Consider the following 25,116-nt stretch of genomic DNA (forward strand, 5'->3'; position numbering starts at 1 on the left):
TAAAAAAAAGCTGCGTATACCCGGCTTGTGTCTTGATTTTCCCCTGGAAGATACGATTCCAAGTATACGTTTTTCCTGCTCCCTCATTGCCCAAGATTCCGATCAAAAGATTCTCCTGAGGATTTGGTGCTTCGGTCATGCACTTACGTTTAAATACGATTCTTCATCATACTCACTGTTCTGCTAGAGCTCAAAAAAGGCAGTTACGTCGTGATTGATGATTCAAAAGTATAGAACTCGGTACGAATAGGCTGAGCAGTTTTCCCGAATAGTAACATAGGATCTGGCTACCTTCTTGGTATCAACTCGCTCATATAGGCATTAAAAGCGAATATAGTCAACACAGATCCCCTAAAAAGTAACATGAAAACATAGGCGATGGATACCATAATTCCTTAAAAAATTTCTACAATCGCCTGTTTTTTGCAGAAGGAACTGCCCGAATCTTAGACAATTGAATCCCGATTTGGACACATTACGTACGTTCAACAGAACACACCTCGGAAGCACTACCGAAGTAAGTGCTGTCGCTCAACCGGCAGAAGCGGCAACCGTCGGTATGATGCAGGTCACTTAATGACTATTTGTAAAATTTGTTAAGCTTTGTGTGTTCATCCAAGGCGGTCGCTTATATTTGCTATCCCACCTCACTTTAGTTAAGCAGCAAACTCTAGCCAGCGCATCGTCACACGCTTAGTCCATTTTTATCTACCCGTCGGCCAACAGACTTAGGAGGAAGCTCAGGGTATTTTATTGGGAATTGAATCGATCTAAAATGTCTACAGCACGACTTTCACAACTTCGTAGCGTAACCACCGCGTTGCATCACCATCTCGAACAATCTTTCTTCCCTGAGTTTGCCACGCACCGCAGGATTCATCCCGAAGAGTATCAGTTTTTTTTACAGGTAATGCACGCCTTCTACACCAGTCTTTACCTCCAGTCGTCCAACTTCACCTCTGCCTCGTTCCATCTCCCCATCGAAGACCACGTCAACGCACTCCACAAGGAGATCAAACAGTTTCATATACCCCATCAGCAGGAATCATATCGATGTCCGGAATGCAAAGACGAGGCCGACCTTTTGGGCATCAGCTATGTGTTGGAAGGTTCACGCCTGGGAGGCGCCGTTATTCGCAAAATGATCCGCAAACAAGCGTGGTACCACACGGATCTGGACTTTTTCTACCTGCAAGGCTCCAGCGAAACGCTCGGGGCAGGATGGCGCAACTTTCTGGAAGTGTTGGAAAACACGACGCTAACCGCCGAACAGGAAATTCGCTTGCAAATGGCCGCGATCAATACGTTTCTGTGTCTGGAGCACCTGATGAATCACCTGCGGAAATCTGCGATGGTTCCCGTGCCGGTGCCGAACAAAGCCTCCTGACTCATTTCTCTTTCGGGTAGCCGATCAGGTAGGTCATGCGAGTGCCGAAAGCGCCCTTTTTCATCCCGGCCTGCCAGACGTAAGCTTCCCGCTCTACCTCATAAGCCAACGCCATCAACGCCCGGGGCGAATACATCCGTCCCAGCGACACCAGCCCGTCCCAGAGCGTACAACACGGAATCAGTGGTATGGCGTAGGTAAAAAATAAGCGATTTAACGTTACAGGGCGGATGAACGGCGTAACTGCCCACACCGCCGGTGCTAACAACAGCATGGCCGCTCCCCACTCCAGAGGCTGTCCGCACGCGCCATCGAACAGGCCGATAGGCACGCAACGTTGGACTGCATCGCGCAAGAGGCGTTGGAGCTGCTCCGGGGTAAGATGGTGGCTGGCCGAGAAAAGCGTACGCACGCCCGCCAGCGAAGAAGGTACTTGCAAGGCGTCGACCGACTCGGCCACATACCCGATACAGTGGGGTGCCTCCTGCGCCCGCTGCTGAAAAGCCACGATATTAGGGTACTTGTCCGTCAACGTGATCGTCACATTTTCGAGCCCCTGGTGGCGTAATTCATGGAGCAGAAAGACGATTCCGCCGCCACCACCCGAGCCTAAGTCCACCATCTTCGGAGAATGCTGCGTTGCTAGTAAGCGACCTAACAAAGGCACGGCAGGTTGATAGACCTTCAGGTGTGTGATGGCAAAATCCAGAAAATCGGTCATCCCGGTCCGGATGGCATCCGGAAACCAGGGCAGGTCTTCAAACTCAAAAAGTTGTATCCGAGGCATCGGGTCACCCGATTAAGCCTTCGATCAGGCGCATCACCTTCGCGAGGTAATGTGCGTCAGTTTCGTCGAAATCGTTCAACTGGTCGCTGTCGATGTCCAGTACCAGAAATACGTCTTCGCCCCGAAACGCCGGCAGCACAATTTCTGAGCGTGAAGCCCCGCTGCAGGCAATGTGCCCCGGAAAGGCGTCTACGTCAGGCACCAGCATAATCTCGCGACGGGTATAACAGGCGCCGCAAACCCCCTTATCGAACGAAATACGCGTACAGGCCACGGGTCCCTGAAAAGGCCCCAGCACAAGTTGCGTTTCTTTCACCAGATAAAAACCGACCCAGAAAAAGCTAAAGCTTTCTTTTAAGGCGGCGGCAATGTTAGCCAAATTGGCGATCAGGTCCGGTTCTCCTGTCACCAGTGCGTCGAGTTGGGGCAAGAGACTTTCGTATTTTTCGGCGCGGGTGGTTCCGGTAACCGACAAGGATTCAGCCATAAGAGCGTACGGTCAAAACGTTGGATAATAAATGCGCAGTTCGTCTTCTTTCAGGTGTTGTTTCTGGTAAGGCACATGCCGCAAGACGGGTGCCGCTATGCCCTCGCCAAACCGCTGAGGACTTACAAACACACGCGCTTCGTCCCAAAGGCCCGCTTCCAGAAAATGCGATAACAGCGCACTTCCCCCTTCCACAAACAGTGACATCAGGCGACGTTGGTGTAAATCCTCTACGAGTTGCACCAGCAATGGGGTTCCTTCCGAAGCCAATTTTACAAAAGTCGCCGTGGGGCGCGTTTCACTTTTCTGCGTATTGTAACAGAGCGTCGGTTGCGTGCCATCGAACAGATACAACGATGGCGATAGCCTCAGTTCCCGATCGATCACCACACGTACCGGATCAGGGCCCTTCCAGTCGCGCACGTTGAGGCGGGGGTTGTCGTGCTCGGCCGTTCGGCTGCCTACCAGAATGGCGGCTTCTTCGGCCCGCCAGCGATGTACCAGCCGACGCGACAACGACGAACTGATCCACTTGGAATCGTAATTGGACCGCGCCAGGTAGCCATCGGCCGTTTGCGCCCATTTCAGGACGATGTAAGGACGATGCTTCTCTAAGAAAGTAAAAAATCGGCGATTCAGGTGCGCCCCTTCCTGTGCGAGGAGCCCAACCTCGACCGCGATGCCCGCTTCGCGCAACCGGCTCAAGCCCCGCCCCTGCACCAGCGGGTTCGGGTCCTGGTTGGCCACCACCACACGTCTGACTTGGTGCTGCACCAGCAGATCGGCACATGGGGGCGTCTTTCCGTAATGCGAGCAAGGCTCTAACGTCACGTATACGGTTGCATCCGGCAGAAGCGCAGGATCGGCCACAGACCGAATGGCATTGACTTCGGCATGCGGCCCGCCGTACTGCTGATGCCACCCTTCGCCGATAATGCGGCCGCCGTATGTGATGACGCAGCCCACCATAGGGTTGGGAGCCGTGGACGTCCGTCCTAACGCTGCCAGTTCCAACGCCCGCCGCATGAAAAATTCGTCCAACATCGCAGATCAAGATTTTGGGCAATTTTACAGGAAAATCAATTCTTACTTCCGTTGTCGTCCCCTATCCCGCCTTCCGCACGTCTTTTGCACCGCACCGTAGCCGCGCGCCTTCAAACGTACGAACCTCCTGAAGCACAAGCGCTGGCGTTTGTGTTACTGGACGAGCGGTTGGGGCTGACCAAAACACATGTGCTGGCAGATCGCGCACTTTCAGTGCAGCAATGCGCACTTTTACCACAATTGGAGCGGGATGTGCAGCGACTGGAAGCCCAGGAACCGATTCAGTATGTGTTGGGTTACACACATTTCTGTGGACGTACGTTTCTGACCGACCGGCGGGCCCTCATTCCCCGTCCGGAAACGGAAGAATTGGTTGCGTGGATTGCCCAGGACTATGCACAACGTTCGGAAGTTCGCGGGTTGGATGTCGGGACTGGCACCGGGTGCATCGCCATTTGCTTAGCGGCAGCCCTCCCTCCCTCCGCCTGGTGGGCAGTGGATGTTAGCGAAGAAGCATTGGCATTAGCACAGGAAAACGCTGCGCGACAGGAGGTGAAAGTACAGTTCCAGCAACTGGACATCCTAAACGGACCGTACGTAGACCTACCCAACGATCTGGACATTCTGGTCAGCAATCCGCCTTACATTCCGCAGGACGAAGCGGCCGCTATGGCCGGGAACGTCACGGATTTTGAACCCAATCAAGCGCTTTTTGTGCCCAATCAGCAACCGCTGCTGTTCTATGAAGCATTACTCGATCTGGCCCACACGCACCTGAAAGAAACCGGGAAACTCTATTTTGAAATACACGAAAAAATGGGGACTGCCTTGGAGGAACTGTGTCGGTCAAAAAATTGGAATCGCGTCGAACTCCGAAAAGATTTCCGCGAAAAAGTAAGGATGGCTGCCGTACAGCGTTAGAAATCCACTCCAATGATGGCCCGAATCGGAACACGCAGATTTCCTTCCAACGTCACCCAGTCGTCGTCTACTGCCCAAACGATTACTTTCAGGACATTCAACCGGTGGTCGGCAGTTCGAAAACTTACCGAAACAGGTTTCTGATTTAAATTGCTGAAACGCTCGGCGCGCTTCAAATTATATAATCGGAACTGCTTGATAATCTCACTGGAATGAACGTCGTCGGTGCCAAAACTGTATTCACGCTCCAATGCTTCTGACGACTTTACTACTGGCTTTATCATATACTCTGATCTCCTACATCAATTGTTGCTACACACATACCTTAACGAAGAGGATCTTATAAAAGATATAACAATATAGCATAAGTACCATTATTAACGGCAAAAAGTTGCCAATTGGTCGACGAACTGTTGGTTGATGTTAGGTTTTGTTCAATTCTCAACTTTTTTCTTGACTTTGCACACAGGCATGCGTTCCAAGATTGCCAAAAAGTTTTCTATCTTGTCCGCATACTCTTTTATCCACCAGATCGTTTCCTTCCTCGCTTACACCTGTCGGCGCCTCTGTTCCGCGGAATCGATTTGCAGCTCCAACCCGCTAAGTGCGTCAATTTGGCACGCGATCACAACTAGCACGTCAAAGTGACGTATTAACGGTATAGATCCGCATCCTCAAAAGCCCTTACCATCTTGGTACGCTATTTGAAATAGAGAGGATGTTTCTAAGATTAATATGACTAAGGAGATGAATTTATTAGAGAACAAAGAACTGCTCAGAAATCTGCTCTACAGTGGTGACCTGCTGCACACGATAAACGGAGGCATCTCTATGACATACGTAGATGTAAAGAGAACTCCTCAAGAAATAATTATTAACGTTTCCGCGCCTTCTGTTCAGGCGGAAGCGTTCAACGTAATGGTCGAACAGGACAAACTGTTGGTGTATGCATTGCTGCATCACCAGATTCAGGACGAAAATGCTTCACTGGCCGGCACGTTTGCCATGCCGATGTTCAGTCAGACGTTCGATATTCCAGCGAATGTGGATATTGAACACATCGAGGCCCAACACGAAGGCAACCAGCTGCAGATCAGCATGCCATTACTGCCTGATATGGAATCGCATACTGTGCGCCGACGGATCGAGATCAAACACTAGTCGTTCCCTTCTTAATATAAAAAAAGCCCCGCATTGAGCGGGGCTTTTTTTATATCAGACCGTGCGTTCCCGGTCGAACGATTCCAGATAGTCGGCCACACGCCTAACGAACATTCCTCCCAACGCGCCATCGACCACCCGATGGTCGTACGAATGTGACAGGAACATCATGTGCCGAATGGCAATAACGTCGCCCGCGTCGGTTTCCAGCACGGCGGGTTTCTTACGGATCGCCCCCACGGCCATGATGGCTACCTGCGGCTGCATAATGATGGGCGTTCCCATCACGTTACCGAATGATCCGACATTCGAAACGGTGTAGGTTCCACCGCTGAGTTCGTCTGGCTGGAGTTTGTTTTCGCGCGCCCGTTTCGCCAGGTCATTTACTTTTTTTGCCAGACCGGTCAGGCTGTACTGGTCAGCATTACGAATGACAGGCACAATCAGGTTGCCGCTGGGCAGCGCCACCGCTACGCCAACGTTGATGTCTTTCTTCACGATAATCTTGCTCCCGTCGACCGATACGTTAATCATCGGAAAATCCTTGATGGCACGGACAATCGCTTCCACAAATAACGGCGTGAACGTAAGGCTCTGGCCTTCGCGCCGCTTGAAATCATCCTTGATGCGATCACGCCACTTGACTAGTGTAGTCACATCCGCCTCTACGAACGACGTCACATGGGGCGAAATGCGCTTTGAATCCAGCATTCGCTCGGCAATCATCCGGCGCATCCGATCCATCTCGATAATCTCGTCGTTACCGCCTACAGAGGCGGCCGCGCCAGTGCTCACATTCGGGGCGACATACGTTTCGGCCGGTGAGGCGGCGGACGTTACAGGCGAGGCAGAAGGCTGTGCAGGTGATGCCTGACGTTGTTCTACATACGCCAATATATCTTTTTTGGTCACCCGATCGTCTTTTCCGGTTCCGGGAATTCGCTCCAGTGCCGCCATCGGGATGCCTTCCGTCCGTGCAATGTTCAGCACCAGCGGTGAGTAAAACCGCCCGACATCGGAAGCCGGTGGCTCCGCGGCGTGGGTCTGCGGTTGCGGTGCAGCCACGGCTACCGGCGCTGCTTCCTGCGTCTCGACCGCACGCGCTGGCGCGGCGTCTTCTACTGCGGCGCTCTCCCGGTCGCCGTTGGTACTGATGATGGCAATCGGGCTGCCTACGGGCACGACTTCGCCCTCGTTGACCAGGATTTCTTTCAATACTCCCGCGTGGGTGGCGGGTACTTCGGTATCGACCTTATCGGTCGCGACTTCCAGCACGGATTCATCCTGTTCGATAGGATCACCGACCTTTTTCAGCCATTGCAACACGGTTCCTTCCATGATGCTTTCGCCCATTTTGGGCATGACCATTTCAACGATTGCCATACTTCAGGTTTGGTTGGGAGTGGGTGGTCAACAAAAATACAGAATTCGGTGGCGGTCTGCCAGTGGAGCGTCGTGCTACTCCGCGCGCACCATTTGCCAGGCTAGCTGCAGGGCGTATACCGCAGTCAGTTCAATGTTCAGGAGCCGCTCGGTCGTGAGTTGCAACTTACGCGTTTCGACACGCGCTCCGTACGCACACGCGATCCATACCGTCCCGACAGGCTTTTCGGGGGTTCCGCCCCCCGGTCCGGCGACGCCACTACACGCCACTCCCAGGTGGGCTCCTAACCTGCGACATACTTCTGTGGCCATGATGCGTACGACGGGTTCGCTCACCGCGCCATGCGCTTGCAGTACGTCGGGCGACACACCCAGCTGAGAGATTTTGACTTCATTGTCGTAAGCGATAACGCCGCCGCGTACGTACGCCGAACTCCCCGCAATGCTGGTCAAGCGGTGCCCGATGTAGCCGCCTGTACAGCTTTCGGCCGTCGCTAGGGTTAGTCCCCGCGTCTTTAGCTCCTGCCCCAGTGCCTCTTCGATTTCGAGGTCTTCGTAACTGTAGACATAGGGCTGCACGGCCGGCGGCAACGCATTCAGCGCCTCGTCCATTTCCTGCATCAACTGGCCAGAATCGGGTCCATGGCCTGACAAGCGCAACTTCACCCGCCCCGGCGCCGGCAGATAGGCCAGCCGAATGTGCGGAGGCAAGTGGGTCTCCCAGGTATCCAGCAACGGTGCCAGTGTCGACTCTCCGACGCCGATGGTGCGGACTACTCGATGCAGCAGCGCGGTCGGCTGGAAATGGGCTCGCAAGCGCGGCAGGCATTCCTGCTGCATCATGATTTTCATTTCGGAGGGAACGCCCGGCATGGCAATCGTTACCTTCCCCGCACGCTCGAACCACATCCCCGGGGCGGTACCCGTCGGATTGACCACATACTGCGCCTTGACGGGAAGTATGGCCTGTTGTCGATTGAGCGCTGAAAGGGTTTTGCCCCGTTGCGCAAAAAGCGCGATGAGGTGATGCAGTGCGTCAGGATGTTCAGCCAGTTCCGATTCAAAATAATCGGCCAGCACGGCTTTGGTCAGGTCGTCGCGTGTGGGCCCTAACCCGCCGGTGATCAAAATCGCTTCCGCGCGCTGCTCCGCGGCGGCCAGGGCCTGTCGGATCGCCACGGCATCGTCTCCCACCGTAGTGGTCTGTACGACCAGAAAACCCGCTTCTGACAACTGCCGGGCGAGGTAAGGCGCGTTGGTATCGACTACCTGGCCCAGCAGTAACTCGTCGCCGATGGTGAGTACCTCCGCTCTAACGCGCAGCATGCGGCAAGGTAGATAACACGTCTTTCGGAAAATCTTTCTCTCCCGCCTTCACAGGCACGCTCAGGTGATTTTCGCGGGGCGGAACGGGACAGCTGTATTTCGAACTGTAGGCACAGTACGGATTGTAAGCCAGGTTGAAATCGATCGTGATGGTATCCGACTCGGGCGGATCAACGTCGAGGTAGCGCCCACCGGCGTACGTGCCTTCGCCGTTGGTGGCGTCGGTAAAAGGTAAAAAGAGCTTTTCTTCGTCGGCCGCTTCCTTATGCCGAAACAAATAAAGCGACAGAGGAATCTCGTTCACGACAAAGTCAACCCGGCCGTACCGTAAAAACTTTTCTTCTTTGCCGTCGGTCATCGCCATCGGATACAGGGCTGTATCGCCGGTCAACTGCAGTAGCGTACGAATGCGCCAGTTCAGGTCCGCTGCATAGTAGGGCAACGAATCAAAATTTTGGGTGGAGGCTAAGGGCGACTCCTGGTTTTCGCGGAAGTACTCGTTCTTCTCTTGCCGAAATTTCTGTAACTCAGCGGCATATTCACCAGCATCCACAATGGCTTCCAACGGCGCAGCAGGCTTCAGGTCGGCCAAGTACATGGCCAACATCAGCACTGCGCCAATCGTCAGGATGCCTAACAGAAAATGTTTGGGTTTCATAAGACTTTAAACGACGGAAATCGTCAAAGAAGGTTTTCATCCGCGAAGCTAAGGTACTGGTGATCCGTAAAGATGATGTGGTCCAGTACCGGAATCTCCAGCAGGTGGCCGCCGTCTTTCAGGCGTTTGGTCAGTTGACGGTCGGCCTGACTGGGCGTCAGGTTGCCGGACGGATGGTTATGCGCCAGAATCAGTGCACTTGCCCGGTGCTCCAGCGCTACGTTGAAGATGACTTTCGGGTCGGCTACTGTTCCTGAAACGCCCCCTTCGCTCACCCGGACTTTGCGTACCACGCGGTTGGCGCGGTTCAGCAAGATAAGCCAGAATTCTTCTACGGCCAGATCGAGCATGTGAGGCCGGAGAATTTCGTACGCGTCGCGCGAGCAGGTAATCTGCGGCCGCTGTACCGGATCGGCCTCTTTGCGACGTCGGCCCAGTTCCAGGGCACTCACGATCGTAATGGCCTTGGCCTTGCCGATTCCCTTCACTTTCTGCAGGTCGCGCAGCGACAAACGCGCCAGTTCGTTCAGGTTGTTGTCCACCAGTTGCAACACCCGCTTGGCGACATCGACGGCACTTTCCGAGACGGTGCCCGACCCAATCAGGATGGCGATCAGTTCAGCATCGGACAGCGCGGCCTTTCCTTTCAGTTCCAGTTTTTCGCGCGGGCGGTCTTCTTCCGCCCATTGGTTGATGCGTACGTAGCGCGACGAAAGCTCAAGCTCCATTTTCTTCTGACAAGTTTTGGTCTAACCACCCAATATAAGAAGAAAAGTAGCCCGCCTACAACGACAAAAAGCCCTACGCATGTAACGCAGGGCTGTTATAAGAAAGTCTTTTGGGGCTTTTCTTAAGAGAGGCTATTCACATACTTGGCCAGCTTCGACTTGTTGTTGGCGGCCTTGTTGCGGTGAATCACGTTCTTCTTAGCAAGCTTGTCAAGCATGGACGAAACGGTTTTCAGAAGCTCCTGGGCCTCAGTCTTATCATGCGTAGACCGCAATTTCTTCACAAACGTCCGCGTCGTTTTTGCCTGGTAACGGTTTTGCAGACGCCGCTTCTGGCTCTGACGAATTCTTTTTAAAGCCGATTTATGGTTTGCCATACGTGTTCAATAATCAATACTGCGCTAAAAAGGATTGCAAAGATAGACTTTTCACTATAAAATCACAAAGTGACCGATCAAATTATTTCTTATCTTCCCTGTATGAAAAAAGGTGTGGTTCTGGTAATGCTTCTGTTGATTCCGTTTTGGTCGGAAGCCTGGGGCTTTTATGCGCATCGCCTGATCAACCGACTGGCGGTGATGACCCTACCGCCCGAAATGCTGGTCTTCTACAAGCGCCACATCGCCTACCTGACTGCTCAGGCCGTTGCCCCGGACCGCCGCCGCTATGCCGTTGAAGACGAAGGCCCCCGTCATTACATCGACCTGGATGTGTACGGCGATAGCGCGCTGTTTAAGGTACCCCATCGCTGGGATCAGGCCGTAGCACAATACACGGAAGATACGTTGATGGCCTACGGCATTGTACCGTGGCACCTCAACCTGATGCGTTATCAGCTTACCGAGGCGTTTAAGCGCGGCGATGCCCGGGCCATCTTGCGCCTTTCGGCCGAAATGGGGCATTATGCGGCCGATGCGAACGTGCCGTTGCACACCACCCAGAATTATAACGGTCAGCTGACGGGACAGCACGGCATTCACGGCTTCTGGGAATCGCGCGTGCCGGAGTTGTTCGCCACCGACTATGATCTTTTTACCGGGCCGCCGCAGTATCTGGAAAATCCACAGGAGGCCATTTGGCAGGCGGTGGCCCAGGCCCACCAAGCGCTCGACTCGGTTTTTGCCCTCGAACGGCAGCTCACGACCGAGTTTGCCGAGGATCGCAAGTACAGCTACGAAGAGCGGGGCAACCTGACCGTGCGTGTGTATTCACGCGATTTTTCGGAGGCATTCCAGCGTGGACTTCAGGGACAGGTCGAGCGCCAGATGCTGGCGTCGATTCAACTGGTCAGCAACTTGTGGTACACTTGTTGGGTAGATGCGGGGCAACCCGACCTGGCACCGTTGGCTTCTTTTAAATTCAGTGACCAGGAAGAACTCCAGCGGGAGCAAGATTCAAGCGCTGATCCTCAGGAGTCTATCTCAGTGCGTCCACACGAATTTTAAGGATCAAGCGCGCCTGACACCCTTCTTAAACACAAAAAAATCAAACAGGATATAAATTTAATCTCTTTTCCGACTTATCTTTCGCATTCTTTATGAACCAGCTACTTTTTTCGAATGCGACGGACTTTTACGTTTCTCACTTCCCTCCTGCTCTTTTCTTTTACTCTTTGCGCGCAATCTACCGTACAAACCGGACCCGTTCCGGCGTGGGTAAAGCCCCTTCCGGTTCCTCAGGATATGGCCTGGGCAGAAGATCAGCTCACCAGCGGAACAGCTTACCTGCTGGACGATAAGCAGCACCACGTCGCGCAGCAGACCAGTTATTTCCATCATGCGTACCGCATCACCCATCCCAGCGGCGTACAGGAGGCTTCGGAAATTGAAGTTTCGTATGATCCCACGTTTCAGCAACTGATTTTCCACCGCGTCCGCATCCGGCGCAACGGCCAGGAGATTGATCAACTGGACCCGGCCCGTTTTCGGGTGATGCAACGGGAAGAGGGCAAAGAGAGCCATCTGTACGACGGCACACTGACGGCCCTCCTGCTGCTGGAAGACGTGCGGGCCGGCGACGAAATAGAATACGCCTATTCGATCCGGGGTCGCAATCCGTTGTACGGTTCACACTTCTACCTGCGCTTCTACCTGCGTCATTACGCGCCGTTCGGGCAGATTTACGCCCGCATCGTCTCGCCCCGTGCTCTGACAACCGAGCACTTCAACACCACACACAAGCCGGCCTTGAAACAAAGCAACGGCACCTGGGAATATGTCTGGGATGCCCAACGCATAAAAGCGCTGGAGGTAGACGACCATGTGCCCTATTGGTACGATCCGTTCGATCAGGTTCAGGTAACGGATTTTGCGTCGTGGCAGGTTCTCAACGACCTGTTACTACCTCACTACACGCTGGCGAAACCGACCGGATCGCTGGCGGCTTTTGTTGAGCGACTCAAAGCAACCTACCCTACGCCGGAACAGCGGCTGGAAGCGGCGCTGGATTTCGTGCAGAACGAAGTACGCTACACGGGACTGGAATCGGGCATTGGTGCGTACAAACCTCGTCCGGCCACCGAAGTGTTCACCCAGCGTTTTGGCGACTGCAAGGACAAATCGCTGCTGCTGTGTTCCATGCTCCAGGCGATGGACATCGAAGCCCATCCGGCGCTGGTCAACAGCCAGATGCGCCAGGAAATTAAGACTTGGCTCCCGCTGCCGAACGCTTTCGATCATTGTGTGGTACAGGTCCGGTTCCGTGACCAGGCCTACTGGTACGACCCGACCATTAGTGGCCAGCAAGGCGCTTACGACACAGTCTACTTCCCGAACTACCGCACAGCGCTGGTGCTCTCTGACAACACACAAGGCCTGACGGATATTCCGGAATCGACCAACGTACGGACAGAAGTGATTGAAGAATTTTACCTGCCGCCGGTGGACGCGAAATCGACCGAGAATCGGGCGGGACTCCACATCACCACTGTTTACCACGGCTACGAGGCCGATTACCAGCGCAGCAATTTTACCAGTACACCACTGAAAAGCATCGAAAAAGACTACCTCAATTACTACGCGAACCTGTTCGATTCCATTACGGTGGCCTCGCCACTCGCTTACGTAGAAGACACGGTGCACAATACGCTGACCACGGCCGAGCATTACGAATTCTTCCACGTGTGGCAGACGCCGGACTCGCTGCATCCTGAACAACTGGCGTTCGACTTCTATCCCCGACAACTGACCGAAAAGATTCCGGAGTTTTATAGCAAGGTGCGGACCATGCCGGCCGGTTTGAGGTATCCCCTGCATTACCAGCACCGGGTGAAAGTCTACTTTCCGGAAAACTGGTCGTTCTACGCGTCCAATCGGGAAATGACAGGGCCAGGATTCTACTTTAAAGAAGAGGGTCGGATGCTGGAAGACAAGGTCGCGTTATTCGAATATGAGTTCCGCACTACACAAGCTTCCATTGCGGCCGAGGAGGTTGCCGAATTTGCCCGCCAGCGCGACGAGCTCGTCAACAATCTGGGCTATACGTTCACGTACAACACCGAAGCGGTCGGCGCGGCCTCTCGCTACAACGGCTGGGCGATCGGGCTGGCCCTGGTCGTAGTTGTGCTTTCCGGCTGGTGCATGTTGCGTGTGTATCGGTACGATCCCGCGCCCGGCATTTCTTACACTACCGAGGCGCTACCCATCGGAGGTTGGCTCATCCTGCCCGCCATCGGCCTTGTCATCGGTCCGTTTAAAGCCTTGCTGACGTTTTTTTCCAATGGGTATTTCAATGCCCTCAGTTGGCAATCATTCACTGACTCCACCTTAACGACCTATAACCCTGCGTTGGCCGCATTTTGGGCCCTGGAAATGAGCCTCAACATCTTCTTCTTCTGCGCAGTGCTCCTGCTGCTTGTACTGTTTTTCCAACGCCGCACCAGCCTGCCCAAACTCATTTCCCTTTATTACCTGAGTAGCCTGGGCTTCATTCTACTGGACTATGCCGCCACAGCAGCGTTCGGCGCCAGCGTGGACATGACCAATCAGATTCTGACTGCCGTGCTGTCTGCGGCCATCTGGGTGCCTTACTTCAACTTCTCGGAGCGCGTTCAGGAAACGTTCCTCAAGCGAAGCACGCCACGAGCTTATCATACGCTGGTCGAAACTCCGACCAGCGCCCGGTAACGAAAAGCCCTCTTGCGTCGGACGCGAGAGGGCTTTTTCTTGTTAGAGCGGATGGACTTAGCCTTCCGCTTCAAGTTCCAGGGTTGAGCCATCGGCGGCTTCCAGTTCCATCTGGTCTTCTTCCAGGCTCAGAACTTTGAACGATTCGGTGTGATTCTCGCCACTGAACTGCAACGACAGCGTTTGCGACGTGCGGTCATACATCCAGTTGCCTCCGGCGGCTTCCTGGCGGGTGTTCATCGAGAACGTGCCGTCCGCATTGAAAATCATCTGGTCGTTTTTGCGCTCCGTACGCGATAGTTTCTCGTTGTCGCCTTCGGCATTCGTGTGCTTGTCGGCATGCCAGGTTTTACTCGTACTGCCGGAGATCAGGTTCTGATCTCCGGCTTCGGTCATAGTCCCGGTTTCGGCCGTCGTATCCTGGCGCGTGTTACACGCAGCGGCGGACAGGCCCACCGCCAGCAAAAGTGTATGTATGATGTGTTTACGTTTCATAGGAATCGTGCTTGACTACCTCCTTTTACGGCCGACGGCGGGCCGTGTTGCCGAAAACCTCGTCTCTCCAATCCCGTTACATCTCTGTAAGTCGCATGAACAGAAGGCGACTGCATGAGTTATTTTATTAAACTGATTATCATCATGGGACTTAGCGATTTTTTTCGGAAGGGCGTAGAGAAACCGGTGGCGCAGAAGCCTGCGGCCCCATCTCAGCCTGCGCCAGCCGCCCCCAAACGTACATATACCGTAAAATCGGGCGATTCACTTTCTAAAATTGCCAAACAGCATTACGGCAATGCCAACGAATGGCGCCGCATCTTCGAGGCCAACCGCGGGATGATTCAGGACCCGAATCTGATTTATCCAGGACAGGAATTTGTGATCCCGGAGGCGCAAACCAGCAACGCCCCGACCGACGGGCAGCCGGTGCACGCAGCGAAGCCGTCGCGTCAGACCAACCCTCAGGCCACCAACCCGAGTAGTTTCTTTCACTCCTGATCTTAACGTCGCCTCTCTCGTCGGGAGGCGACGCTTTTTATCGCAATTCTTCCCCTTAACAAACGCTTGCGTTTCAGCATACTGCCAACCGAAACGCGCTTGTGCCACCCAATTCTGTCGAATACCAGGCCAGGCCCGCGATTATATTCTGCCGGGGTTTCCGTTCTGTAGAATCAGGAACCCGTTTTATTCAGGCCGGAAGCGGACGACACAAAGCGGATTTACTATTTTTGCCTCCCAATAGCATATTTATGATTCAACGCGTACAAACCCTTTTCCTGCTGGGCGTTGCCATCCTGATGATGGTGACCGTATTTGTCAACAGCTGGGAGAAGACCAATCCTGATACGGGCGAGCGTGCCACCCTCGATGCCTTTTACCTGACGCACCTGGAGCCGGTCGCCAACGAAACCGATTTTAAGAAATCGGCCGAACTACCGGCCTTTTACATTGCCATCCTGTGCATCATTTCCGCGGGACTGGCCGGGTTTTCCATCACCCGTTTCAACAACCGCCTGTTGCAGATGAAACTGGGCGCGGGCAATTCGCTGCTGATCGCGGGCACAGTGGTGGCCATCATGCTGCTGTCGCGCGAAGGCGAACAGCTTTTTGCGCCGACCATCGTAGGTGAATATAAAACCGGATTTTACCTGCCCATCGTAGCCATTTTCCTGAACATTTTGGCGAACCGGTTCATCAACCGCGACGAACGTCTGGTGCGGTCGATGGATCGCCTGCGCTAGTCACACGTCAGGCGGGCGATGGCTACGGCCAACGTAACGGATGAAGAGGATAATGATGGCGGTACTCACCGCAAGTTGCAACAGCGCCATGCCCATGTAACCGATCCGAAAAGCGAGGTAGGCAAAGCCTGCCACACTGGCCGCTACCAAAGCAATCAAAATAAATACGCGTGCAAAATCTTTCATATCCTTCTTGGATACGCGATTGCACTGGCCTACGATACGAAAAAGGCGTTACGAGCTAGCTCGTAACGCCTTTTCTTTTATGCTAATCGGGTCGATTTCTAGTTTTCGACGGCTTCGGTCGCCAGACCGGCTTCTACCAGGTATTCCGCAATCTGCACCGCGTTGGTGGCGGCTCCCTTGCGCAGGTTGTCGGCCACGATCCAGAGGTTCAACGTATTGGGCTGCGTGTCGTCCCGGCGGATACGCCCCACAAACACCTCGTTGCGTCCGTGTGCGTTCATCGGCATCGGATAGACCTGCTGCGACGGATTGTCTTCCAGCACCACGCCTTTGGTTTGGCTCAGGAGGGTGCGCACTTCGTCCAGATCGAAATCGTTGGCGAACTCAATGTTGACCGCTTCGGAGTGGCCGCCCATGACGGGAATGCGCACCGCCGTGGCCGTCACTTGGATGGAATCATCGCCCATGATTTTCTTGGTCTCGTTGACCATCTTCATCTCTTCCTTCGTGTAGCCGTTGTCCAGGAACACGTCGATCTGCGGAATCACGTTCAGGTCGATCGGATATTTGTAGGCCATTTCGCCCTGCTTGCCGGCCCGCTCGTTCATCATCTGGTCCACAGCCTTTTTGCCCGTACCGGTCACGGACTGATACGTCGATACGACGATCCGTTTAATTTGGTACTTTTCGTGCAACGGCGCCAGTACCAGTACCATCTGGATGGTGGAGCAGTTTGGGTTAGCAATGATCTTGTCTTCTGAAGTCAACACGTTGGCGTTGATCTCCGGCACAATCAACTTATGATCGGGGCTCATGCGCCACGCCGAAGAGTTGTCGATGACCGTAATGCCCGCCTCCGCAAATTTGGGAGCCAGCTCGAGCGACGTACCGCCCCCGGCCGAGAAAATCGCCATGGCCGGTTTTTGTGCGATGGCCTCATCGGCCAGACACACCTTGTAAGGCTGTCCGCGAAACTCTACTGTTTTTCCCAACGAACGTTCGGAAGCAACCGGAATCACCTCGGTGATTTCCAGTGATGATTCGGCCAAAACCTTCAGAATTTCGGTGCCTACCAGACCGGTAGCACCTACAACCGCTATTTTCATGATCCTGAAATTTAAGGGGGCGAAAATAAGAAAATTTACGCTATTTTTTCCCCATGATCAACCGTCTCATTTTTATCTGCTGGATGGGGTTAGGAACTTGGGCGAGCTATGCTCAGGTACAGGACGACTTCTCCGACGGTGATTTCACACAGAACCCCACTTGGGAGGGCGATGTCGCTGATTTTAAGATCAATACTGACAATCAACTTCAGCTTAATCAAGATAAGGCTAGCATTTCGCAATTGGTTACGTCTAGTGCGGTAACTAGCGACATGGAGTGGCAGTTTTATGTCCGGTTAGCTTTCGCTCCTTCATCACAAAATTATGCCCGTATCTACTTGCTAGCCGATCAAAAAAACTTGGATGGAAGCAATACAGATGGCTACTTTATTCAGCTTGGTGACCTCGGAAGCAATGACGGAATTGATCTATACAAACAAACAAATGGAAACTCAGGTCGCATTCTTCAGACCTTTCCGGGTGTAGCGGCAAGTCGACCAACCTTACGCATTCGCGTGACGCTGGAACACGACAGCTTGTGGACGATTTACGCAGATACATTAGGAGGATTTGCGTTCTTACCGGGCGGGGCAATCACTATAGCTCAGCAAGATCGTAGTGATTTTTTCGGCTTCTACTGCCGTTACACCGTTTCCAATGCTACTAAATTTTACCTGGATGATGTACTAGTGCGTCCGCTTGTGGTGGATACTGTAGCACCTGTCCTCACCAGCGTCACCGCGATTTCCGAGCACGAACTGAAACTTGCCTGGTCTGAGGCCCTCGACCCCACGGCTGCACAGGACACGACCAATTACCTTGTTCCGGAACTAGGCGCTCCGCAGACCGCAACTTTGCTCGCGCCCGATTCGGTGCTGCTGACGTTCTCGGAGGCCTTCGCAATCGAACAGGACTATCACCTGTCGGTGATTGGTACAAGCGATCTGGCCGGCAATCTGATGGAACCGATTGTGTTACCATTTCATTGGTTTCCCGGCTATTATCCCGCGCAGCCCTTCGAGGTAGTAATTCACGAAATTATGGCTGACCCTTCGCCCCCGCGCGATTTGCCGGACGCAGAGTACCTTGAACTACGTAACGTCACCTCAAACGTGCTATCGCTGACGGGTTATCGGCTGGAAGATGGGACGGGCACCACTACCTTGCCCGAACTACTCGTCCAACCCGACGAACTTGTAATTTTATGCAGTAGCTCCACACGTTCGGCTTTTTCGGCCTTTGGACGTGCTGTGGCAGTCCCTTCCTTTCCTTCGCTGCGCAACGATGGCGAACCGCTGGCGTTACGCGCCCCGGACGGAACCCTGATTCATGCCGTTACCTATTCGGACGAGTGGTACGGCGATGCCCAGAAGGCCGAAGGCGGCTGGTCGCTCGAAATGGTGGACGCTACTAACCCCTGCAGTGGCCGTACCAACTGGACCGCCAGTGTGGCCCCCCCGGGTGGAACCCCCGGACAGCTCAACTCGGTAGCCGCGTCGAACCCCGATTTGTCGAAACCACAACTGATCCGCGTGGAGGCGTTGGCGGCAGATTCGCTGCTGCTCGTTTTCAATGAATCGCTCGATAGCCTCAGCCTGGCGCAGGGAAGCTATGTGGTGCAGCCCGATGTCTCCATTGCCCGTGTGTTGATTGCTCCGCTGCAATTCGACCGGGCCGTATTGGCCTTGGCCGCGCCCCTACAGGCCGGACAACCCTATACCGTTACCGTTGGGAACATGCAGGATTGCGTCGGCAACACCATCGAAGGCGGACAGCCTTTTTCGTTTCTCCTGCCCGAACCTGCCGACTCGGGCGACATCATTCTCAACGAGATCTTGTTTGATCCCCACCCCGGTGGCGTCGATTTTGTGGAACTGGTCAATGTCTCGGAAAAGTACCTGCAACTCCAGGGGTGGCGACTCGCCAACGTGGAAGACGAGCAACTGGCTAATGAACGGTTGATCACTACCGAATCGTTTGTGGTCGCGCCGGGGCAATACGTGCTGCTAACGCCTGATCCGGCACTTACGCTACGCGATTATCCCAAAGCGGCTTCCGAGAATTTCTTACCGGTGGCATCACTGCCCGCCTTTCCGAACGATGCGGGCAGCGTTGTGCTCCTGAGCCCGGCGGGGCAACCGTGGCAACGCTTCGACTATGACGTGCGCGACCATTTCACCCTTCTTGACGACGAAGAGGGCGTATCGCTGGAACGCATCCGGATGGAGGGCCCGGTGAACGATCCGTCCAACTGGCAATCGGCCGCGGCCACGGCGGGTTATGCCACGCCCGGCTATCGTAATTCGCAAGCCACCGATCCGCTGATTACCCAGGGGACGCTGGCTGTAGAACCCGCTGTGTTTACCCCAGATCAGGACGGCGACCGCGATGTCACCACCATTCGGTATCAGTTCGATCAGAGCGGGTTTGTCGGGACGCTTACGCTGTACGACGACCACGGACGTGTCATCCGGCAACTGGCTCGCAACGAAATTCTGGGCACCGAAGGAACGTACAAATGGGACGGAACGCAGGACGACGGACGCAAAGCCCGCATCGGCATTTATCTGGTCCTCTTCGAAGTATTTCTCCTGAACGGTCATACCGAGATTTACCGTGACCAAGTTGTGGTTGGCTCTCGCTTTTAACCTATGATGCAAACCCTTTCTCCTTCGGTCCGGCCGGCCGCGCGCCTCACCGGGTCCGAGTCGCTAGTAGTAGCGGGCTTGATTCTCCTGAAACTGCTGGCGCATTTCCTGACCAATACGCGCTACGGCCTGCACCGCGACGAGTTTCTGTACCTGGCCCTGGGCGATCATCTGGCGGCCGGCTACATGGAAGTCCCTCCTTTTATCGCGTTTGCCGGGCGCCTGGTTACTTCGCTGCTGGGTCATTCAGAGTTTGTGGTGCGGCTGCTGCCGGCTCTGGTAAGCGCCGCGACGTTGTGGCTCACTGCCTTGATGACCAAGGAGTTCGGAGGGAAGTGGTTTGCCCTGCTGCTCGCCGGCGTAGCCATTCTGGTGTCGCCTTCGCACTTGCGGACAGGCTGGCTGTTTCAGCCGGTGGTCTTCGACATTTTTTTCTGGACGCTTTGCGCTTACCTGCTGCTGCGGTACCTGAAGACCCAACGTCCCCGCGTGCTTCTCTACCTGGGCGTTGCCATCGGCATTGGGCTTTTGAACAAACATTCGGTGCTGATTTTTGTGGCCGCGATGCTGCTGGCGCTGGCCCTGACGCCGCACCGTACGGCCTTTCAACAACGTGCACCGTACATAGCTGCGTTGGTGGCGTTCCTGATTTTCCTGCCGAACCTGATCTGGCAGGCCGTGCATCAGTTTCCGCTCGTGCATCATATGGAAGAATTGCGCCGAACGCAACTAGTACACGTTTCTGTGGCCGATTTTCTGGTATCACAACTGTTGATGAACCTTACGTCCGTCTTCATCTGGCTACCCGGGCTTTATTTTTTGCTGTGGACGCGTGGGGGTAAGCCGTACCGGGCGCTGGGATGGCTCTGCGTTTTGACCATTGTGCTGCTTCTGCTGGCCAGCGGCAAGGATTACTACGCGCTGGGAATCTACCCGATGCTGACTGCCGCGGGAGCATACCATCTCGAACAGATCCTCGGCAAGTGGGTCTGGGTGCGGCTTGCGTTGCCCGCGCTGATGGTGGGGCTGATCATTCCCACATTGCCCATTGCCCTGCCGGTGCTCTCGATGTCCAAATTGGTCAACTACTGTGAAGATGCCCGCGAGCGGGGTCTGGAGGGCGCGTTGCGCTGGGAAGATGGCGAGCTACACGCCATTCCACAGGATTATGCCGACATGAACGGGTGGCAAGAGCTCGCGTCGATTGTGCACCGCACGTACGAGGCCCTTCCCGAGGCCGAAAAGGCGCAGACACTGCTTTACGCAGAGAACTACGGGCAAGCCGGCGCGATCAATTACTATAACCGAAATAACGGACTGCCTACGGTCGTGAGTTTCAACGCGAGTTTCCTGGTGTGGGCACCCGACACCATCCGAGCGCAGAGCCTGATTTACGTCAACGACGAGACGGAAGACGTACGGCAGATGTTCCGTGACGTCCGGGAAGTGGGAAGAATTACGAACCCCTACGCCCGCGAAAAGGGTTTGCCGGTTTACTTATGCCGTCGGCCTCAGGTAGATTTTCCGGGCGTTTGGCACCGGCTGGCCCGCGAGCGAAAAGCAGTATTTGGCCTGGAGTAACTCGTTAATCTTTGTAAATCAACACCTTTGCTTTGGCCCCTTTCAGGCGGTAGCCGCGGTACATGCCTTCGGAGTTGAACGTCATGGTAATATTGCCTTTGCGGTCGATCCCGATAATGCCGCCGCTCCCGGGTTTCGCTTTTTCCAATTTGTCCAGAATCACCTGGCGCGCTGCTTCTTCCAAGCTAAGTCCTTTGTATTCCATGCGGGCCGAGATGTCGTAGGCCACGACGTTGCGAATGAAATACTCACCATGGCCGGTCGCCGAAATGGCACAGGTCGCATTGTTGGCATACGTACCCGCCCCGATGATGGGCGAATCGCCCACGCGCCCCCAGCGTTTGTTGGTCATGCCTCCGGTCGAAGTCCCGGCGGCCAGATTGCCCTGTTGGTCTAGTGCTACCGCGCCGACCGTCCCAAACTTATGCGGTGGACTGGGCGTGAGTTGACCAGAACCGTCGTGGTCCAGCTCCGTTTTTTCCTGCTCGATGATGCGCTGTAGCTGCTGGTAGCGCCGCTCGGTGTAGAAATACGACGGATCGACAATGTCCAGGCCTTGTTCTTTCGCAAACGTTTCGGCGCCCGTACCCGTCAGCATGACGTGTTCCGAGGCATTCATCACTTTGATGGCCGCCGAAATCGGATGCTTGATGTTGGTTACACCCGCTACGGCCCCGGCGTTGCCGGTCTTCCCGTCCATGATGGAAGCGTCCATTTCGTTTTTTCCTTCGTGCGTAAAGACCGCCCCCTTGCCTGCATTGAACAAGGGCGAATCTTCCAGATGATGCAGGGTCAGTTCAATGGCTGAGACGCTGCTTTCACCACGGGCCAGCGCGTCGTATCCGAGGTTGATGGCTTCTTCCAGGGTTTGCCGGTAGGCTTGTTCCTGCGCGGGCGTCATACTTTCCCGGCGAATGGTCCCCGCCCCGCCGTGGACAACAATCCCGAAGGTTTGGGCATGTGAGGTTAGCGTCACAAATAGAAATATAAAAAGTAAATTTATTCTCATATCCTTAAAACAATAGGATTTAAATTGGCATCTTTACTCGAGAGGCCAATTAGCAATTTAACCTCTTATTATCGATTTGGTAACCAAATATTACATTCTTTGGAAATAAAATTTTCTATGGCGTAGGCCAATTATTCGATTCATAAAATTTTATTCTTTTATATGTAACTATATTCAACAATCGTTAAGCAGGTGGAAACGGAATTATTTAAATTTGCAGCGAATTTCGGATGTATATTGTTTAGTTTATGTGTTCAATAATTATTACACCACCATCAACCTCTAAATAAATGGCTCAAGAAGAAAGAATACGGTACTCTGAAGAAGAGTTGAAAGAGTTTGAAGAGCTGATCCTGCGTAAGCTGGAAAAAGCGAAAAAAGAATTGGCCTTCTACAAAGAATCCCTGACGCGGCGCAACGATTCGGGTACGGAAAACACTGCCAGCAGCATGAAAGTGCTGGAAGACGGTGCCGATGCCCTGGAAAAAGAGAACTTCAACCAGCTCGCGGCCCGTCAGCAGAAATTCATTCAACAGCTTGAACAAGCCTTGATCCGCATCAAAAACGGCACGTATGGCTTGTGCGTCGATACCGGCAAGCTGATTCCGAAGGAACGTTTGCGCGCGGTGCCCCACACCCAGCACTCGATCGAAGCCAAAATGAACCGCGTTAACTAATACAACCTAACCGCAAAACTTCCGATTAGCGCACGAAACCGTGGGTTAATCGGAAGTTTTGTTTATTTGCCCTATGCACTCTGAATTACTATGCCAGGTGGAAGCGCTGATCTTCTGCGCGACCGAACCGATCACCCCGGAAGAGCTCAAGCGCTGTCTGTGCGAAACCTACGACGCGACCATCTCGGACGAGGACATTACCGTAGCCCTGGAAGCCCTCCGCCAGCGATACGACCAGCCGATGTATGCGTTCGGGCTGTGTGCCCTTGCGGGCGGGTATCAGTTCATGACCAAGCCCGATTTTCAGCCGGTAGTGCAAACGCTCTTGCGTCAGAATTCCAAGAAGCGCCTCTCGCCTTCTGCCCTCGAAACTTTGGCGATCATCGCCTACAAACAGCCGGTTACCAAAACCGAGGTGGAACAAATCCGGGGCGTTACCTGCGACTACGCTCTGCAAAAGCTGCTGGAGAAAGAACTGGTGGAGATTCTGGGCAAGGCCGAAACCCCGGGCCGGCCGCTCCTGTACGGGACCAGTCGCCGCTTCATGGAGCATTTTGGCCTCAACAGCCTGAAAGATTTGCCCACGCTGAAGGAAGTAGTGCAGCCCAAAGCCGAGATTGGCAACCCAAACTGAACTAATCCATGGCGGCTCGGTGTTGATTCGTACCTTTGCATTTTAAGGTTATGAAAAAGACACCTGATCCGTCCGATTCGCCCCAGCGTTCTGCTTCTGAGCAACCAGAAGACGCTGCGTCGCGGGCTTATTACAACGATACTTCGTACGGACGTAAAAAATCCTCGCAGCGCCCTGCCAAAGCCGCCGAGCCTGCACCGCCCAAACCGCAACGTGGCGACGTAACGCAGAAGAAACAGGACCGTTCGGTCTTCGACAAAGAGTTCGACTGGAACCAGGAGTTCACGGACGAATCTCCTGGAAAACCGAGTCGCAAAGCAGCGCGGACGCCTGCCAAGCGAGAGCACCGTGCCGAGCGGCCTGCGTCGTTTCAAGAGAAACCCTTCCGACGCGATCGCCCCGACAAGGGGGGACAGCCCCGGGACGACGAACGCCCTCGCAAGCGTTTCGACGACGAACCGTCGCCTCGTTCTTCTCGCCGCTCCGACGACCGTGATGCCGGTGAAAAACGCGTACGCAAACGTGTCGCGAACGACCGCAACGACGACTACGGCAAAATTTCGGGACGCCCGTATGCACGCCAGGAGGGACGCAAATTCTCAGACAAGAAATCGGATCGTCCTCGCAAGCCGTCTTCTGATCGCTCCGAATTTGACTCACGTCGCGGCGATCGCCGGCGTTCTTTTCAGGAAGACTCCTTCTCGGATCGTCGTCCTTCCCGGGGCGGCAAATCGTTCGAGGCGAACCGGAAACCCAAAGCACCGGCAGCGGAAAGCGACCCCAACATTCTTCGCCTGAACCGCTACATCGCCAACTCGGGTGTCTGCTCCCGCCGCGAAGCCGACGAACTGATTGCCGCAGGGCAGATTGAAGTGAACGGAAACGTAGTGACGGAACTGGGCACCAAGGTGAAGCGAGACGATGTGGTGAAGTACAAAGGTCGTCGCCTGTCTCCTGAAAAGCCGGTGTATGTGCTTCTGAACAAACCCAAAGACTTTATCACGACGCTGAGCGATCCGCAGGAACGCAAAACGGTAATGCAATTGGTGGAAAATGCCGCTGAAGAGCGCATTTATCCCGTAGGGCGCCTAGACCGCAACACGACCGGATTACTTCTTTTCACCAACGACGGCGCACTGGCCGACAAGCTATCGCACCCGTCGAGCGAAGTGAAGAAGATCTATCAGGTAGATCTGAATAAACCTCTGGCCAAGAATGACCTGGAGCAAATTCAGGAAGGCGTGATGCTGGAAGACGGCCTGGTGCCGGTCGATGACATCCAGGTACTTTCGGCCGATAAAACGGTTTTAGGACTGGAAATTCACGTGGGCCGCAACCGGGTGGTGCGCCGCCTGTTCGAACACCTGGGCTACGATGTAGTGCGGCTGGACCGCGTGATGTATGCGGGGCTGACCAAGAAAGATTTGTCGCGCGGCAAATGGCGCTACTTAACAGAAAAAGAGTTGAACATGCTGAAACGCATTCGTTAAAAACAAAAAGGCTTCCGACATCGGAAGCCTTTTTTTATGG

Annotated in this window: 24 protein-coding genes; 12 read left to right on the forward strand and 12 right to left on the reverse strand. The window is 54.3% G+C overall.

What is annotated here, in order from left to right:
* The first annotated feature begins 775 nt into the window (after window positions 1–775).
* Window positions 776–1,387, forward strand: a complete 612-nt coding sequence (locus BLR44_RS21350; RefSeq protein WP_089685964.1) for a biliverdin-producing heme oxygenase — start codon at window positions 776–778, stop codon at window positions 1,385–1,387.
* Window position 1,388: 1 nt separating this feature from the next.
* Here BLR44_RS21350 and BLR44_RS21355 read toward each other — a convergent pair whose 3' ends face one another.
* Genes BLR44_RS21355 through ribD form a run of 3 tightly spaced genes read right to left on the reverse strand, consistent with a single transcriptional unit; the run spans window position 1,389 to window position 3,705 of the window.
* On the reverse strand, window positions 1,389–2,174 hold the full coding sequence (locus tag BLR44_RS21355; protein WP_089685966.1) for a hypothetical protein: 786 nt from the start codon (window positions 2,172–2,174) through the stop codon (window positions 1,389–1,391).
* Window positions 2,175–2,178: 4 nt separating this feature from the next.
* Window positions 2,179–2,661: a GAF domain-containing protein gene (locus tag BLR44_RS21360; RefSeq protein WP_089685968.1), complete on the reverse strand. Its 483-nt coding sequence runs from the start codon at window positions 2,659–2,661 to the stop codon at window positions 2,179–2,181.
* A gap of 12 nt (window positions 2,662–2,673) precedes the next feature.
* Window positions 2,674–3,705, reverse strand: coding sequence for a bifunctional diaminohydroxyphosphoribosylaminopyrimidine deaminase/5-amino-6-(5-phosphoribosylamino)uracil reductase RibD (gene ribD, locus BLR44_RS21365; RefSeq protein ID WP_089685970.1), 1,032 nt, complete (start codon window positions 3,703–3,705; stop codon window positions 2,674–2,676).
* A gap of 84 nt (window positions 3,706–3,789) precedes the next feature.
* On the opposite strand from ribD, the gene prmC reads away from it, so the two are divergent.
* The gene (gene prmC / locus BLR44_RS21370) at window positions 3,790–4,626 is read left to right on the forward strand and encodes a peptide chain release factor N(5)-glutamine methyltransferase (RefSeq protein WP_176956152.1); all 837 of its coding nucleotides are present in this window, start codon (window positions 3,790–3,792) and stop codon (window positions 4,624–4,626) included.
* A gap of 747 nt (window positions 4,627–5,373) precedes the next feature.
* Window positions 5,374–5,787 carry an Hsp20/alpha crystallin family protein gene (locus BLR44_RS21380; RefSeq protein ID WP_176956153.1) on the forward strand — a complete coding sequence of 138 codons (414 nt, stop codon included), beginning with the start codon at window positions 5,374–5,376 and terminating at the stop codon, window positions 5,785–5,787.
* Between the two features lie 54 nt (window positions 5,788–5,841).
* On the opposite strand, the gene BLR44_RS21385 is transcribed toward BLR44_RS21380, so the two are convergent.
* The 5 genes from BLR44_RS21385 to rpsT all read right to left on the reverse strand — a co-directional run bounded on the left by BLR44_RS21385 (window position 5,842) and on the right by rpsT (window position 10,259).
* Window positions 5,842–7,170 carry a dihydrolipoamide acetyltransferase family protein gene (locus BLR44_RS21385; RefSeq protein ID WP_089685978.1) on the reverse strand — a complete coding sequence of 443 codons (1,329 nt, stop codon included), beginning with the start codon at window positions 7,168–7,170 and terminating at the stop codon, window positions 5,842–5,844.
* A gap of 75 nt (window positions 7,171–7,245) precedes the next feature.
* Entirely contained in the window at window positions 7,246–8,496 is a 1,251-nt protein-coding gene (locus tag BLR44_RS21390; protein ID WP_089685980.1) for a competence/damage-inducible protein A, read from the reverse strand.
* The gene (locus BLR44_RS21395) at window positions 8,483–9,154 is read right to left on the reverse strand and encodes a DUF1684 domain-containing protein (protein ID WP_089685982.1); all 672 of its coding nucleotides are present in this window, start codon (window positions 9,152–9,154) and stop codon (window positions 8,483–8,485) included. Before BLR44_RS21395 ends, BLR44_RS21390 begins: the two co-directional genes overlap by 14 nt.
* Window positions 9,155–9,177: 23 nt before the next feature.
* Window positions 9,178–9,882 (reverse strand): RadC family protein, encoded by a 705-nt coding sequence (gene radC / locus BLR44_RS21400; RefSeq protein WP_089685984.1) that lies wholly within the window; start codon window positions 9,880–9,882, stop codon window positions 9,178–9,180.
* 122 nt (window positions 9,883–10,004) lie between these two features.
* Window positions 10,005–10,259 (reverse strand): 30S ribosomal protein S20, encoded by a 255-nt coding sequence (gene rpsT, locus BLR44_RS21405; RefSeq protein ID WP_089685986.1) that lies wholly within the window; start codon window positions 10,257–10,259, stop codon window positions 10,005–10,007.
* A gap of 102 nt (window positions 10,260–10,361) precedes the next feature.
* Here rpsT and BLR44_RS21410 point away from each other — a divergent pair, with 102 nt between their 5' ends.
* Both BLR44_RS21410 and BLR44_RS21415 read left to right on the forward strand, forming a co-directional pair.
* Window positions 10,362–11,327 (forward strand): zinc dependent phospholipase C family protein, encoded by a 966-nt coding sequence (locus BLR44_RS21410; RefSeq protein ID WP_089685988.1) that lies wholly within the window; start codon window positions 10,362–10,364, stop codon window positions 11,325–11,327.
* 237 nt (window positions 11,328–11,564) lie between these two features.
* Window positions 11,565–14,006, forward strand: a complete 2,442-nt coding sequence (locus BLR44_RS21415; RefSeq protein ID WP_218127145.1) for a DUF3857 domain-containing protein — start codon at window positions 11,565–11,567, stop codon at window positions 14,004–14,006.
* A gap of 57 nt (window positions 14,007–14,063) precedes the next feature.
* On the opposite strand, the gene BLR44_RS21420 is transcribed toward BLR44_RS21415, so the two are convergent.
* Entirely contained in the window at window positions 14,064–14,501 is a 438-nt protein-coding gene (locus tag BLR44_RS21420; RefSeq protein ID WP_143017410.1) for a lipocalin-like domain-containing protein, read from the reverse strand.
* A gap of 114 nt (window positions 14,502–14,615) precedes the next feature.
* Here BLR44_RS21420 and BLR44_RS29325 point away from each other — a divergent pair, with 114 nt between their 5' ends.
* Together BLR44_RS29325 and BLR44_RS21430 are read left to right on the forward strand one after the other, a co-directional pair.
* The gene (locus BLR44_RS29325) at window positions 14,616–15,002 is read left to right on the forward strand and encodes a LysM peptidoglycan-binding domain-containing protein (protein WP_317042807.1); all 387 of its coding nucleotides are present in this window, start codon (window positions 14,616–14,618) and stop codon (window positions 15,000–15,002) included.
* 251 nt (window positions 15,003–15,253) lie between these two features.
* On the forward strand, window positions 15,254–15,745 hold the full coding sequence (locus BLR44_RS21430; protein WP_089685994.1) for a DUF4293 domain-containing protein: 492 nt from the start codon (window positions 15,254–15,256) through the stop codon (window positions 15,743–15,745).
* Here the strand turns inward: BLR44_RS21430 and BLR44_RS21435 are convergent, their stop codons facing one another.
* Together BLR44_RS21435 and BLR44_RS21440 are read right to left on the reverse strand one after the other, a co-directional pair.
* Entirely contained in the window at window positions 15,746–15,931 is a 186-nt protein-coding gene (locus BLR44_RS21435; RefSeq protein ID WP_089685996.1) for a hypothetical protein, read from the reverse strand.
* Window positions 15,932–16,029: 98 nt separating this feature from the next.
* The gene (locus tag BLR44_RS21440; RefSeq protein ID WP_089685998.1) at window positions 16,030–17,037 is read right to left on the reverse strand and encodes an aspartate-semialdehyde dehydrogenase; all 1,008 of its coding nucleotides are present in this window, start codon (window positions 17,035–17,037) and stop codon (window positions 16,030–16,032) included.
* Between the two features lie 701 nt (window positions 17,038–17,738).
* On the opposite strand from BLR44_RS21440, the gene BLR44_RS21445 reads away from it, so the two are divergent.
* Window positions 17,739–19,685: a lamin tail domain-containing protein gene (locus tag BLR44_RS21445; protein WP_176956154.1), complete on the forward strand. Its 1,947-nt coding sequence runs from the start codon at window positions 17,739–17,741 to the stop codon at window positions 19,683–19,685.
* A gap of 3 nt (window positions 19,686–19,688) precedes the next feature.
* Window positions 19,689–21,266, forward strand: coding sequence for a glycosyltransferase family 39 protein (locus BLR44_RS21450; RefSeq protein ID WP_089686002.1), 1,578 nt, complete (start codon window positions 19,689–19,691; stop codon window positions 21,264–21,266).
* A 4-nt stretch (window positions 21,267–21,270) separates the two neighbouring features.
* Here the strand turns inward: BLR44_RS21450 and BLR44_RS21455 are convergent, their stop codons facing one another.
* Window positions 21,271–22,275: an isoaspartyl peptidase/L-asparaginase family protein gene (locus tag BLR44_RS21455; RefSeq protein ID WP_089686004.1), complete on the reverse strand. Its 1,005-nt coding sequence runs from the start codon at window positions 22,273–22,275 to the stop codon at window positions 21,271–21,273.
* A gap of 290 nt (window positions 22,276–22,565) precedes the next feature.
* Here BLR44_RS21455 and BLR44_RS21460 point away from each other — a divergent pair, with 290 nt between their 5' ends.
* The 3 genes from BLR44_RS21460 to BLR44_RS21470 all read left to right on the forward strand — a co-directional run bounded on the left by BLR44_RS21460 (window position 22,566) and on the right by BLR44_RS21470 (window position 25,076).
* A complete protein-coding gene (locus BLR44_RS21460; RefSeq protein WP_089686006.1) occupies window positions 22,566–22,952 on the forward strand; it encodes a TraR/DksA family transcriptional regulator in 387 nt (128 codons plus the stop codon).
* Window positions 22,953–23,025: 73 nt separating this feature from the next.
* Window positions 23,026–23,586, forward strand: a complete 561-nt coding sequence (gene scpB, locus BLR44_RS21465) for an SMC-Scp complex subunit ScpB (protein WP_089686009.1) — start codon at window positions 23,026–23,028, stop codon at window positions 23,584–23,586.
* Window positions 23,587–23,636: 50 nt separating this feature from the next.
* Window positions 23,637–25,076 (forward strand): pseudouridine synthase, encoded by a 1,440-nt coding sequence (locus BLR44_RS21470; protein ID WP_089686011.1) that lies wholly within the window; start codon window positions 23,637–23,639, stop codon window positions 25,074–25,076.
* The last annotated feature ends 40 nt before the right edge of the window (window positions 25,077–25,116 follow it).

Source organism: Catalinimonas alkaloidigena (assembly GCF_900100765.1).
GTDB classification, from domain to species: Bacteria; Bacteroidota; Bacteroidia; order Cytophagales; family Flexibacteraceae; genus Mooreia; species Mooreia alkaloidigena.